Source organism: Hydrogenophaga sp., from assembly GCF_018780075.1.
GTDB lineage: Bacteria > Pseudomonadota > Gammaproteobacteria > Burkholderiales > Burkholderiaceae_C > Hydrogenophaga.
Map to the genome: position 1 here is coordinate 1 of NZ_JADMKB010000088.1, position 11,746 is coordinate 11,746.

The window sequence follows — 11,746 nt, forward strand, 5'->3', positions numbered from 1 at the left end:
GCTGATCGCCCACATCGGCAAGACCCGCAACGTGCGCGCCGGCTCCATCGTCGGCAGCGGCACGGTGAGCAACAAAGGCATCGAGATCGACGGCAAGAAGGACTGGCCCAAGGGTTACAGCTGCATTGCCGAAAAGCGCTGCATCGAGACCATCCTCGACGGCCAGCCGAGCACCGAATTCATGAAGTTCGGCGACACCATCCGCATCGAGATGAAGGGCAAGGACGGCCTGAGCATCTTCGGCGCCATCGACCAGACGATCGCGCCGCTGGAGAAGTAAGCCCCCGCGCTCCGCCGCTGCGCGGGTCGCTGCCCCACGAGGGGGGGGCGAATCCCGCTTGGGGCGACCCGGCGCTGGATTCTCCGGCCCCCAAGCGTCCCGCGCCTTTGTCGGCGCGGACCGGGGCTTCGCCGCCGCGCGGGGTGACCGCTCAGCTGGCGAACATCGCGTCCAGCGTGGCGAAGCCCTTGACCTCGATCGGGTTGCCGAAGGGATCGAAGAAGAACATCGTCCACTGCTCGCCGGGCTGGCCTTCGAAGCGGCATTGCGGCGGCAGGACGAAGTCCACGCCCGCGGCCTGCAGGCGCGCCGCCAGCGCCTGCCACTCGGGCAAGCGCATCACCAGGCCGAAGTGCGGCATCGGCACCAGGTGCTCGCCCACCTTGCCGGTGCGCGTGGTCTTGAACGGTTCGCCCAGGTGCAGCGAGATCTGGTGGCTGAAAAAATCGAAGTCCACCCAGGTCTCGGTGCTGCGGCCTTCGGTGCAGCCCAGCACACCGCCGTAGAAGCGGCGCGCCTCGTCGAGATCGGTGACGTGGAACGCGAAGTGAAACAGGCTGCGCGCGGGCAGGGCGGAGGGCTGAGTGGACATCGCCGCAGAATAACAAAAGCCCACCGGCGAGTGCCAGTGGGCTTTTCTCTTCCGTGTTCCATCGTGTCGAAGCGCGACCCGCAACGCATGGAGCGGTTCAGCCCAGGGCACCGCCGGGCCGGCTCTGCCGGACGGCCAGTGCCGCCCCCTGGGGGGTGACGCGAAGCGGCGCGGGGGGAGTTACCCCAACCTTTTGAAGTACTGGCGCGCCATCGCGACCACCTGGGCGTCGCTCGGGTGATCGGTGGTGACCACCTCGACCACCTCGACCACCGCCTTGTCGATGGCGTGGGCGTTGTGCTTGCAGAAATCGCGGAACTCGATCTTGGCGTTGGCCGGGCCGGTCAACAGCACCTCGGTCACGCCGGCAAGCGCGTCGGCGATCTGCTTGAAGAAGTCTTTGTCGGCGCCCACGTGGCCGTGTTTGGGCGTGTGGTGGCTGCGCGCCTTGATCCGTTGTGCCTCGACGTGCTCCTTGTCGAACATCATCACATGGGCTTCGGTGTGGTCCATCCAGACAACGGCGTGGAAGGTGGTCATGCAGGGGTTTCCTTTAAAGAAGTGGGTGTGGAAAGGGGTCAGTGGCCGGCCGGGCGCGCCGCGCCGCCGGCCTGTTCGGCTTTGTCCTGGCAATCCACACAGCGCAGGGCCGTGGGGCTGGCGTGCAGGCGGGCGTTGGCGATGGCGTCGCCGCAGTCGACACACAGGCCGTAGCTGCCGTCGGCGATGCGCTGCAGCGCGGCGTCGATGGCGACCAGTTCGGCCGACTCGCGCTCTTCCAGCGCAATGGCCAGGTCGCGTTCGGTGTCGGCCTTGGCCCAGTCGTCGCTTTCATGCTCGCGGGCCTCGGCGGCCGCTTCGGCGCGGCCGATCTGGCCGCCGCGCTGCGCCCGCAACTGGGCCAGCACGTCTGCGCGCAGGCCGTGCAGCTGTTGGGCAAAGGTGTCTGAGAGAGGGGTTGTCATGGGTTCTCCTCGTGAATCGGTGGTCTGAAAAGGCGGTTCCTGAACTGTGAACCCATGTTGCGCCCGCCGTCTGTGCGCTGCCTTGACCAACGTCAATCTGTGCCACCGCGGTCGCATGGGCTAGGGGCAAATCCCCGGCGGACGCCCGGCGAATCCGACGCAGAATCGGGCGGGTGTTCCGACCCTTTTCCCAGGAGTGCCATTGATGTCCGCCGTCGACTACAGCCGTTACCAGACCCTCGCCATCACCCGACGCGGCCCCGCCGTGAACGGCGTGCCCTCGGTGCTCGACATCCAGATGCGCGCCGACGGCCCGGGCGGCAACGGCAAGCTGCCCACCGCCGGCCACGACGGCCACTGGGAGCTCAGCGAAATCTGGCGCGACGTGGGCCGCGACGACAGCGTGCGCTGCGCCGTGCTGCGCGGCAGCGGCCAGGGTTTCTCGGGCGGCGGCGACCTGGCCCTGGTGCAGGACATGGCGACCGATTTCGAGGTGCGCACCCGCGTGTGGAAGGAAGCGCGCGACCTGGTCTACAACGTCATCAACTGCGACAAGCCCATCGTCAGCGCCATGCACGGCCCGGCCGTGGGGGCGGGCCTGGTGGCCGGTCTGCTGGCCGACATCTCGATTGCCGCCAAGAGCGCCAAGATCGTCGACGGCCACACCCGCCTGGGCGTGGCGGCCGGCGACCACGCGGCCATCGTCTGGCCCTTGCTCTGTGGCCTGGCCAAGGCCAAGTACTACCTCATGCTGTGCGAGCCGATCAGCGGCGAAGAGGCCGAGCGCATCGGGCTGGTGTCGCTCGCGGTGGACGAGGCGCAGCTGCTTGAAAAGGCCCACGAGGTCGCCGACCGCCTGGCCTCGGGCAGCCAGACCGCGATCCGCTGGACCAAGTACTCGCTCAACAACTGGCTGCGCCAGGCCGGCCCCGCGTTCGACACCTCGCTGGCGCTGGAATTCATGGGTTTTGCCGGTCCCGATGTGCGCGAAGGTGTGGCATCCTTGCGTGAGCGCCGCGCGCCCCGGTACGGCGTGGACGACTGAGCGCCCGATCCGGCGGCGACCCTTTCCCCCCGATCACCCCAGAGGAGACAGCCATGAGCGACGCCAGCGGTTTTGGCAAATTCGTGCCCGGTTTCGAGTTCCTGCAAAACCTCGCGGGGCAGGCCGCCGGCGGGGTGGTCCAGGGCCTGGGCAAAAGCGTGCCGCAGATGCCCAACCTCGGCAACTGGGTGGCCCCCACCTTCAACGTCGAAGACCTGGAGAAACGCATCGACGAGCTCAAGGCCGTGCAGTTCTGGCTCGACCAGAACGCCAAGGCGCTGGCCGCCACGATCCAGGCGCTGGAGGTGCAGAAGATGACGCTGGCCACGCTCAAGACCATGAACTTCAGCCTGGGCGACGTGGCCAATTCGCTCAAGCTCAAGGCCACCGAGGCGATGGCCGGTTTCGCCGGGGTCGCGCCGGCCCCCGCCGCGCCCAAGGGGTTTGCCGGTCTGGAGATCCCGCCCCGCACCTATGGCGAGCGGACGCCCGAGCCGGAAGTCGAAGACAACGAGGAAGACGCGGATGACGAAGCCCCCGAAGAAGACGCCGCGCCCGAGCCGGTGAAGACGCCACGCAAGGCCACCGCAGCGGCGGCGGGCGAGCCGTCCGCGCTCACCGGCGGCGTGATCGACCCGCTGCAGTGGTGGGGCGCGCTGTCCCAGCAGTTCCAGCAGATCGCGACCACGGCGATGAAAGACGTGGCCAAACAGGGCGCGCTCGACGCCACGCGCAACGTCGCCAGCGGCCTGACCGAGCAGGCGGTGAAAACCGCCACCGGCATGGCCGGCAAGGCGGGCCGCAAGATCGGCGACAGCGTGGCACGCAACGTCGGCATGGCGGCCGGCATGGGCCAGGCAGCGGTGCGCGCGGTCAGCGGCAAGAAGGCCCCGACCAAGGCCAAGGCCCCAGCCCCGGCGCCCGCTCCGAAAGCCAAAGCCAAACCCCAGCCCGCCGCCAAGAAGAAGCCGGTGCGCCGCCCGGCCGCCAGCCCGGCGCCCGTGGCGGCCCAGCCCCTGTCCACCGGCGACTGGCCGATGCCCACCGCCTTTTTTCCCGGCTTTATGCCGGCCCAGAAGCCCGCCGCCGCACCGGCCGCGCGCAAGGCCGCCGCCAAAAAGAAACCCGCTGCGCGCCGCTGAGCGCCCAGCCCGCGAAACCGCCCCGCATGAAGCTCTTTCCCTACGCCCACGCCACCCACCCGCAATGGCGCATGGCCGCCGCGCTGGTGCTCGCGCAGTTGCGCGCGCAGATGGCGCTGCCGACCTACGCCCACGCGCCCGCGCTGGCCCTGCTCTACATCACCGACCACTACGCCGCACAGGCCCAGGACATCCTCAGTCACCTCAGTGCCGAACTGCCCGAGGTGACCGACTGGGCCGGCACGGTGGGGGTGGGCATTGCGGCCAACAACGTCGAGTACTTCGACGAGCCCGCGCTCGCCGTGATGCTCTGCGACCTGAGCCCCGACCAGTACCGCGTGTTCAGCGGCGTGGCGCCGCTGCCCGCGAGCGGCTCCGAGCCCGGTGGCTTTGTGGCCCACACCGCGCTGCTGCACGCCGACCCCGGCTCGAACGATCTCGCCGAACTCATTGCCGAGGTGGCCGAGCGCACGCAGTCGGGTTACGTGTTCGGCGGGCTCGTGGGCAGCCGCTCGGCCAGCGTGCAGTTCGCGGCCAGCAGCGCCGGCAACCTGAACGGGCAGGGGGCGGCCGGCGGCGTGTTGTCGGGCGGGCTCAGCGGTGTGGCCTTCGGGCCGGACGTGGCCCTGGTGTCGCGCGTCACCCAGGGCGCGCAGCCCGTGGACCGCGAGCGCGAGATCACCGCCGTGGACGGCAACCTGGTGCTGGAACTCGACGGCGAACCCGCGCTCGACGTGTTGTTGCGCGAGCTGGGCGTGTCGCTGGCCCAGCCGCAGCAGGCCATGGAGCGCCTGCGCCGCACCCTCGTGGGCCTCACCCTGCCGCAGCACCGCCTGGCCGACGGCGAGGGCGCGTTGCGGCGCCAGGTTCGCGGCCAGTTCGGCCCCGAGGTCCTGGTGCGCCACATCATCGGCCTGGACCCGGCGCGCAAGGGCGTGGCGATCGCCGAGCACCCGCCGCTGGGCGCGCAGCTCGCGTTCTGCGAGCGCCACGCCAAGGCCGCGAGCGCCGACCTGGTGCGCGTGTGCAGCGAGATCCGCGAAGAGCTGGAGCCCGAAATCCTGAGCCTGAGCGCCACCACCGGCGACGCGTCCGAGACGGAAGCGCCCGCCGCCTCGCGCCAGATCGTGGGCGCGGTGTACGTGAGTTGCTCGGGACGGGGCGGTTTGCACTTTGGCGCGCCCAGCGCCGAGCTGCAGATCGTGCGCCGCGCGCTGGGCGATGTGCCGCTGGTCGGCTTCTTCGCCGGCGGCGAAATCGCCCACCAGCAGCTCTACGGTTACACCGGCGTGCTGACCGTGTTCACGGCGCCCGTTCCGGCACCCTGACCGTGTCGCGGCGCGCGCCGCAGCAGGAAGACCACGATCGCCAGGTTCAGCAGGTTGAAGCCGATGCCGTTGATGAACGCGGCCTGGTAGGAACCGGTCAGGTCGAAGATCACCCCCGACATCCAGCCGCCCAGCGCCATGCCGAACAGCGTGGCCATCAGGATGGTGCCGGTGCGCGCGCCGGCCTGCGCGGGCGAGAAGTGCTCGCGCACGATCAGCGCGTAGCTCGGCACGATGCCGCCCTGGAACAGGCCGAACAGGCCCGAGATCAGGTAGAGCGGCACCAGCCCGTCGAACGGCAGGAACATCAGCAGCGCCACACCCTGCAGCACCGAACCCAGCAGCAGGGTGCGCAGGCCGCCGATGCGGTCGGAGATCCAGCCCGAGATCAGGCGGCTCGCGATCCCCATGCCGAGCATCACCGACAGCATCTCTGCGCCGCGCGCGGCGCCAAACCCGAGATCGGTGCAGTAGGCCACGATGTGCACCTGCGGCATCGACATCGCCACGCAGCACGACACGCCGGCCACGCACAGCAGCGCCTGCAGCGTGCCGGGCGAGAGGCCGAGCGGGCGTTCGGTGCTCACCTGCGGGCCGGGTGACGCAACCGCCGCGACCGGCCCGGGCAGCTCGGGCGGCCGGCGGCGCAGGACCAGGGCCAGCGGCAGCATCACCACCAGGCAGAAGACGCCGATGCCCATGTAGGTCTGGCGCCAGCCGTGGGACTCGACGAAGTGCTGGATCACCGGCGGCCAGACCGCGCCGGCCAGGTAGTTGCCGCTCATGCAGATCGCCAGCGCGATGCCGCGACGCCGCGTGAACCAGCGCGAGGTGTCGGCCACCAGCGGTGCGAACGTGGCCGAGGTGCCGAGCAGGCCCATCAGGAGGCCCTGCGCCAGGCTGAACTGCCAGAGGCTGCCCGACGCGCCGGCGGCGATGAGGCCAAGACCCAGCCCGACCGAGCCACCGAGCACCGGCACCATCACGCCAAAGCGGTCGGCGAGCTTGCCCATCAGCACCCCGCCGAGGCCGAAGCCCACCATGGTCAGGGTGTAGGGCAGCGAGGCGTCACCGCGCGCCACGTTGAAATCGGCCTGGATGCGCGGCAACACCACGGTCACCGAGTACATGCCGACGCCGCCCAGCGTCATCAGCGCCAGCGACACCATCAACCGGCACCACGCGTAGGGTGATTCGGCGCTGGCGTCGGGCGGGCGCGGGTTCATGCTGCGGTCGGAGGGGCCTCTGGCGCCGGGTCGGCTTCGTTGGCCGCGCTGGCCACCACGGCCGTGTCCGGCGCGGGCACCAGGGCCTGGCGGGCCAGGTGGGCGCGGGCGCGCTCCAGCGTGCGGTTGGCGTCGAGCACGTGCATGCCGTACATGTCGGCAAAGGCTTCCACGGTTTTGCCGCTGGCGTCGAAGGCGCGCAGCAGCGCTTCTTCACGCGCTTCGCGCGTCGCGGCCACGGCCAGCGCGTCCTGGGTGAGCTGGTTCACCTCTTCGTCGCGGCCGCGCATGCGCTGGGCGTACTCGTCGCGCGGCAGGCCCGAGGCTTCATAGGCCTGCAGGATGCGCTGGCGCAGCTTGGGGCGCAGGTCTTCGCGGCTGCGCGCGCCACGGCGGCGGAACACCTCGATCAGCGCGTGGTGCACCTGCTCGGGCGTGAGGGCCTCCACCGGCTGGCCGCTCAGATCGTGGCGTTGCAGGCCCGAGGCCACCACCGTGAGGTAGCGCGAGGAGCGCGCGTGCAGTGCCAGCGCGGCCTTCAGGCTGTCCTTGTCCAGCACATCGGGGTGGGCCGCGAGCAGGTCTTCGTAGATGCCGCGCTTGAGCGGCAGCAGCGTCTCGCCAAACAGCACGGGGACGAGGGTGGCCAGCTGATCCAGCACCGGGTGCTGGCGCGCGGGCGCCTGGCCCACGGGACGCTCGGCGTTGGCCGGGCGCTGTGGGCGGCGGCCCCCGCCGTTGCGGCCACCCGGGTTGCCCCCGTTGCGCCCCTCGTTGCGGCGGGGCGGGCGGGCGGCGCCGGACGGCTGCGCAGCGGGGCTTTCAGCGGGTGCCGGTGCGGCGTTGTCGGGCGTGTCGTGGGCGGTGGCGGTCATGGCAGATCAGACATAAAAGAAGCCCGGTTCCCGGGCAAGCCCGACATCATGCCAGCCCGCACCAGCGAACCCAAATCCGGGCACGCTGAAACCGGCGTGCAGCGAGCGAAATGCCTCCCCGCCAGGGCACCACGAAACCGGCTTCGCCGGTCCGCCGGTGCCGTCCCGCCGCCGTGTCGATCCGGTGCGGTGAATCGACGATCAGGCGCTTCAGCACACCGCTTGACGGCCCGTGAACACCCTGGCGATCGATGCGAGAAGCCCCGGTGGCTGCGGCCGTCGGGCTGGAGGCTGTACGCGGATCACGATGTCATCGAGCGCCTGCACCAGCACGCGGCCGGGGTGCTCGCAGGTGTGGCCCGTGCCGGCGGTCAGCATGATGTCGCGCGGGTGGTGGTCGTGCGTGACCCAGGCCGTGCCCGCCTCGCACTCGATGCGCCAGCCCAGCGGGTGCCCGATCGGGTACAGCGCCGACCTGGGCAGCGCAATGCGTTGCGCGTGCAGGGCCCGCCTCACAACGCCACCGCCAGGGCCGCGAGCCGTTCGGGCCGGCGCTGTCGCGCGAGCGCCTGCCGTTCCTGTTCCAGGGCGCGCGCCAGGGCCTTCTGGCCGCCGCGCTGCGCGGCCGCGATCAGCGTGAGGTCGATCAGGTCGCGCTGCGCGTGGCTGCCGCCGAAGCGGTGCGACTGGCTGCGCACCGGGCGCAGCAGGGCCACCGCACGCGCCCAGTCCCGCTGGCCGAAGGCGATGCAGGCCTGCGTGACCGCCGAGCCGACCTCGCGCGTGAAGGCCGCGTTGTCGCCCTCGCTGGCCATGGCCTGGCGCTGGGCCTGCAGCAGCGTCTGCAGCAGGTCCTCGCGCCCGGCGGCCACGAAGGCCATCGCCGCGTGCCAGTCGCTGAAGGCGTAGTGCCCATCGCCCGCAAACGGCGCCCAGCGCTCGGCCAGGTGCGCCCAGCGCGCGCCCACGTCGGCCCCCTGCAGATCCAGCCGCCACAGCAAGGCGCTCGCGTCCACCAGCTCCACGTGGACCTCGGGGTTGTGGCCGTGGATCGGCCCGTCGTACAGGGCCAGCACCTCGGGCAGGTCACCCTGCGCGAGGTGGTGCAGCGCGAGGTGCCACCAGTTGTGCACGGCGAGGAAGTTGTCGGTCTGCCAGCCTTCGTTGCCGCGCATCCACTCGATGCCTTCGTCGCGCCGGCCCTGCATCTCCAGCACGTGGGCCACCGCGTGCTGCGCCCAGGCGTCGCGGGGCTGCAGGTCCACGGCCTGGCGCCCCAGGCGCTCGGCGCGGGCGTAGTCGCCGGTTTCTTCGAGCCCGAAGGCCTGCATCCCCAGCACCGCGTGCCAGCCGGGCAGGGTGGCCGACCACGCGGGCAGGGCGCGCGCGATGCGGTCGCGCAGCATGCGCGAGTCACCCAGGAAGAAGTCGAGCTGCTGGCCGGCCTGCAGGGCCAGCGCGTCCAGCGGGTGGTGCACGCTCAGGTCTTCCAGCGTGAGCGCGGCGGCGTGCCACTGGCCGTCGCACAGCTGCGCGATGGCCCGCAGGTGCCAGGCTTCGCGCTCGTTGTGCGGCAGCTCGCGCGCGGCGGCCAGGGCCTCGCGCGCTGGCGCCACGCCAGCCGCTTCCGAGGACAGCAGGTACAGCCAGGCGCGCAGCACCTGGGCCATCACGAGGTCGGGGGCTTCGGTCAGCGCCGCTTCAGCGGTGGCCAAGGGGTTGTCGGCAAAGCAGCGGAACTGGTGCAGGGCCTGCTCCAGCAGGTCCAGGGCATGGGTGTTGCCGCCCGAGAGGGTGTGGCCGACAGCGTCTTTCGTGGTCATGGGAATGCTCCAAGGTGGGGGTGGGGGAAAGGAAAAGGAAAAGGAAAAGGAATGGGATCAGTGCCTGGCGCGCGACACGTCGCGGAACGCCAGCATTTCGGGAATGCGCGCGGAGGCGCCGTCGTGGAAACCCGTTTCGGGCCAGGGGCCGTGTGCCGGCCCGTTGCGGAAGCTGCCGAACAGCAGGTCCCACAGCGGCAGGTCGGCGTAGTTGTGCGCATGCACACCACGCTGGTGGTGGATGGCGTGGCTCTCGGGCCGCTGCACGACATAGCCCAGCCAGGTCGGAGTGCGCACGCGGGCGTGCTGGAACACCGAGAGGAAGGTCCGCACCGCCACCGCCCAGGCCCCCGCCTCGGGGCTCAGGCCGAGCAAGGGGAACAGCACGGTGCTGGAGAGCGTGGTGAAGAGCGCGGCATCGAGCGGGTGCAGGTAGAAGGCGCCCCAGGCATCCAGCGACTCGGCGCTGTGGTGCATCTGGTGTCCCAGGCGCCACAGCGCATCGAAGCGGTGCGCGCCACGGTGGTAGCCGTAGTGAAAAAATTCGCAGACCACCACGCCCACGACCGCGCCACCCACCGTGCCGAGCACCGCACCGTTGAACACATGCAGCTCACCCAGGAAGCGGCCCCACAGCTCGCCCACCCACAGGGTGAGCCAGACGTTCGCGGCGGTGACCAGCGAGGCTCGCGAGCGCCACCAGCGTGAGCGGCTGGCGGTGGCGGGGGTGGCAAAGTCGAGCAGCAGGAAGGCGGGCAGGACCGCCAGCGTGAGAATTTCGGGCCAGGACACGGGGTACTCCAACAGGGGTGATGAACAGGGCATGCGGTTCTAGAATCGGTCAGCCAATGTAGGCAGACCCCCCGTTTTCACCTGCAGCCAAAACCGACGCCCATCCGACAAAACCGCCATGTCCGACCCCGACGGTGCCCCCGTGCTCACCACCGTTGCCATCCTGGCCTTGCCCGAGGTCACGGCCTCGGTGCTGTTCGGGATGAGCGACATGTTCATGGGCGTGGGGCGCGACTGGCCCCTGGTGGTTGAGGATCGCCCAGGCACCCCGTCGCTGCGGGTGCAGATCGTCTCGGCCGATGGCCTGCCCCTGACCATTGCCAACGGCGTGCACCTGGTGCCCGATGCCGCCATCGCCGACGCCGCCAACCCGCAGGTCATCTGCATCCCCGAGGTGTTCGTGGTGCCGAGCGCCGACCTGCGCGGGCGCTACCGGGCCGAAGCGGCCTGGCTGCGCGAAGCCCATGCCCGTGGCGCCATCATCGCGGCGGCCTGCTCGGGCGCGCTGCTGATGGCCGAAGCCGGCCTGCTCGAAGGCGAGGACGCCACCACCCACTGGGCGTATTGCGATGTGCTGGCGCAGCGCCACCCGGGCATCCGCCTGCACAGTCGGCGCGCGCTGGTGGCGGCGGGCGAAGGACAGCGCCTGGTGATGGCCGGCGGCGGAACGTCCTGGCAGGACCTCGCGCTGTACCTGATCGCCCGGCTGGTCGGCATCGAGGCGGCGATGCAGATGGCGCGCCTGTACCTGATCGACTGGCACGAAAGCGGTCAGCAGCCGTTTGCCCGTCTCTCGGCGAGCCGGCAATCCGACGACGCGGTCATCACGCGCTGCCAGCTCTGGGCCGCCGAGCACTACCGCGAGCCGAGCCCGGTGGCGGCGATGACGCGGCTCTCGGGCCTGGCCGAGCGCTCCTTCGTGCGTCGTTTCCAGCAGGCCACGGGCCTGTCACCGCTGCAGTACGTGCACAACGTGCGGCTCGAAGAGGCCAAGCAGTTGCTGGAGGCCAGCGACGACTCGATCGAGTCCGTGGCCGAGCAGGTGGGCTACGAGGACGCCGGCTACTTCGCGCGGCTGTTCAAGCGCGAGGTCAACCTCACGCCGGCCCAGTACCGCAGGCGCTTTGCGGGCCTGCGTGAGGTGCTGCAGCAGGGGCGCTCGCCCAGGTGAGCCCCCTGCGCGGTGGGATGGGCGTGACCTTCAGCGGCGAAGTCGACCGAACGCCTCGAACTCCCAGCTGCGCATCGCCAGCACCAGCGTGTAGCCCTCGCGGTCCTTGTCGGCGAGTTTCTGGTCGGTCTGGTGCTGCTGCGCGAAGTCCTGCGCCACGCGCTGCAGCCGCTCCAGAAACAGCGGCGCGAGCGTGCGGCTCACCGAGCCGTGCACCAGCATCAGCCCTTCGCCGCTGCCGTCGAAGCCGCCCGCGAAGTAGTCGAGCAGCGCATGGTCGCGGAAGTAGTTCATCACCGGGCCGTGCGGCCGCCAGCGGAAGGTCTTGGCCAGCTTGAGGCGGTAGCGGTTCAGGGGCCGCAGTTCGATGATGCCGATGCGGTCGAGCTGCACCAGGTACTTCACGCAGTCCGCCTCGCTGAGCCGGTAGCTCGCCGTCATCTGCTCCAGCGTCCACTGGCTGAGCACGCAGATCGCCACCAGCAGCAGCTTCTTGTCGGCCACCAC

At 70.5% G+C, this 11,746-nt stretch carries 14 protein-coding genes; 5 read left to right on the forward strand and 9 right to left on the reverse strand.

Annotated elements, in window-relative coordinates:
• A partial coding sequence (locus IV088_RS14755; protein WP_291103398.1) for a fumarylacetoacetate hydrolase family protein occupies positions 1-280 on the forward strand: 280 nt, incomplete at its 5' end.
• Between the two features lie 151 nt (positions 281-431).
• Here IV088_RS14755 and IV088_RS14760 read toward each other — a convergent pair.
• From IV088_RS14760 to IV088_RS14770, 3 genes are all read right to left on the reverse strand, one after another.
• On the reverse strand, positions 432-872 hold the full coding sequence (locus IV088_RS14760; protein ID WP_291103400.1) for a VOC family protein: 441 nt from the start codon (positions 870-872) through the stop codon (positions 432-434).
• 180 nt (positions 873-1,052) lie between these two features.
• Positions 1,053-1,412 carry a hypothetical protein gene (locus IV088_RS14765; RefSeq protein ID WP_291103403.1) on the reverse strand — a complete coding sequence of 120 codons (360 nt, stop codon included), beginning with the start codon at positions 1,410-1,412 and terminating at the stop codon, positions 1,053-1,055.
• A gap of 38 nt (positions 1,413-1,450) precedes the next feature.
• Positions 1,451-1,837: a TraR/DksA family transcriptional regulator gene (locus tag IV088_RS14770; RefSeq protein ID WP_291103408.1), complete on the reverse strand. Its 387-nt coding sequence runs from the start codon at positions 1,835-1,837 to the stop codon at positions 1,451-1,453.
• Positions 1,838-2,042: 205 nt separating this feature from the next.
• Here IV088_RS14770 and IV088_RS14775 point away from each other — a divergent pair, with 205 nt between their 5' ends.
• Genes IV088_RS14775 through IV088_RS14785 form a run of 3 tightly spaced genes read left to right on the forward strand, consistent with a single transcriptional unit; the run spans position 2,043 to position 5,352 of the window.
• The gene (locus IV088_RS14775) at positions 2,043-2,882 is read left to right on the forward strand and encodes an enoyl-CoA hydratase/isomerase family protein (protein ID WP_291103410.1); all 840 of its coding nucleotides are present in this window, start codon (positions 2,043-2,045) and stop codon (positions 2,880-2,882) included.
• A 53-nt stretch (positions 2,883-2,935) separates the two neighbouring features.
• The gene (locus IV088_RS14780) at positions 2,936-4,024 is read left to right on the forward strand and encodes a PhaM family polyhydroxyalkanoate granule multifunctional regulatory protein (RefSeq protein ID WP_291103413.1); all 1,089 of its coding nucleotides are present in this window, start codon (positions 2,936-2,938) and stop codon (positions 4,022-4,024) included.
• Between the two features lie 26 nt (positions 4,025-4,050).
• Positions 4,051-5,352, forward strand: a complete 1,302-nt coding sequence (locus IV088_RS14785; protein WP_291103416.1) for an FIST N-terminal domain-containing protein — start codon at positions 4,051-4,053, stop codon at positions 5,350-5,352.
• Here the strand turns inward: IV088_RS14785 and IV088_RS14790 are convergent.
• The 5 genes from IV088_RS14790 to IV088_RS14810 all read right to left on the reverse strand — a co-directional run bounded on the left by IV088_RS14790 (position 5,304) and on the right by IV088_RS14810 (position 10,068).
• Positions 5,304-6,578: an MFS transporter gene (locus IV088_RS14790; RefSeq protein WP_291103418.1), complete on the reverse strand. Its 1,275-nt coding sequence runs from the start codon at positions 6,576-6,578 to the stop codon at positions 5,304-5,306. The two genes, IV088_RS14785 and IV088_RS14790, sit on opposite strands and share 49 nt — an antisense overlap.
• Complete coding sequence (locus IV088_RS14795) at positions 6,575-7,453, reverse strand: ProQ/FINO family protein (protein ID WP_291103421.1); 879 nt, start codon at positions 7,451-7,453, stop codon at positions 6,575-6,577. The genes IV088_RS14790 and IV088_RS14795 overlap by 4 nt, the downstream gene beginning before the upstream one ends.
• Positions 7,454-7,663: 210 nt before the next feature.
• Complete coding sequence (locus tag IV088_RS14800; protein WP_291103424.1) at positions 7,664-7,969, reverse strand: DUF2917 domain-containing protein; 306 nt, start codon at positions 7,967-7,969, stop codon at positions 7,664-7,666.
• Positions 7,966-9,276 (reverse strand): tetratricopeptide repeat protein, encoded by a 1,311-nt coding sequence (locus IV088_RS14805; protein WP_291103427.1) that lies wholly within the window; start codon positions 9,274-9,276, stop codon positions 7,966-7,968. The genes IV088_RS14800 and IV088_RS14805 overlap by 4 nt, the downstream gene beginning before the upstream one ends.
• A 57-nt stretch (positions 9,277-9,333) precedes the next feature.
• On the reverse strand, positions 9,334-10,068 hold the full coding sequence (locus IV088_RS14810) for a sterol desaturase family protein (RefSeq protein ID WP_291103430.1): 735 nt from the start codon (positions 10,066-10,068) through the stop codon (positions 9,334-9,336).
• Positions 10,069-10,186: 118 nt separating this feature from the next.
• Between IV088_RS14810 and IV088_RS14815 the strand changes: the two genes are divergently transcribed.
• Complete coding sequence (locus IV088_RS14815) at positions 10,187-11,239, forward strand: GlxA family transcriptional regulator (RefSeq protein WP_291103432.1); 1,053 nt, start codon at positions 10,187-10,189, stop codon at positions 11,237-11,239.
• A 30-nt stretch (positions 11,240-11,269) separates the two neighbouring features.
• Here the strand turns inward: IV088_RS14815 and IV088_RS14820 are convergent.
• Positions 11,270-11,746: XRE family transcriptional regulator (locus IV088_RS14820; protein WP_291103435.1), on the reverse strand; the 477-nt coding region annotated here is incomplete at its 5' end.

Bases quoted from the DNA above. Each gene is read 5' to 3' on its own strand.
- IV088_RS14760 (WP_291103400.1), bottom strand. From the start codon at position 872: ATGTCCACTCAGCCCTCCGCCCTGCCCGCGCGCAGCCTGTTTCACTTC.
- IV088_RS14765 (WP_291103403.1), bottom strand. From the start codon at position 1,412: ATGACCACCTTCCACGCCGTTGTCTGGATGGACCACACCGAAGCCCAT.
- IV088_RS14770 (WP_291103408.1), bottom strand. From the start codon at position 1,837: ATGACAACCCCTCTCTCAGACACCTTTGCCCAACAGCTGCACGGCCTG.
- IV088_RS14775 (WP_291103410.1), top strand. From the start codon at position 2,043: ATGTCCGCCGTCGACTACAGCCGTTACCAGACCCTCGCCATCACCCGA.
- IV088_RS14780 (WP_291103413.1), top strand. From the start codon at position 2,936: ATGAGCGACGCCAGCGGTTTTGGCAAATTCGTGCCCGGTTTCGAGTTC.
- IV088_RS14785 (WP_291103416.1), top strand. From the start codon at position 4,051: ATGAAGCTCTTTCCCTACGCCCACGCCACCCACCCGCAATGGCGCATG.
- IV088_RS14790 (WP_291103418.1), bottom strand. From the start codon at position 6,578: ATGAACCCGCGCCCGCCCGACGCCAGCGCCGAATCACCCTACGCGTGG.
- IV088_RS14795 (WP_291103421.1), bottom strand. From the start codon at position 7,453: ATGACCGCCACCGCCCACGACACGCCCGACAACGCCGCACCGGCACCC.
- IV088_RS14805 (WP_291103427.1), bottom strand. From the start codon at position 9,276: ATGACCACGAAAGACGCTGTCGGCCACACCCTCTCGGGCGGCAACACC.
- IV088_RS14815 (WP_291103432.1), top strand. From the start codon at position 10,187: ATGTCCGACCCCGACGGTGCCCCCGTGCTCACCACCGTTGCCATCCTG.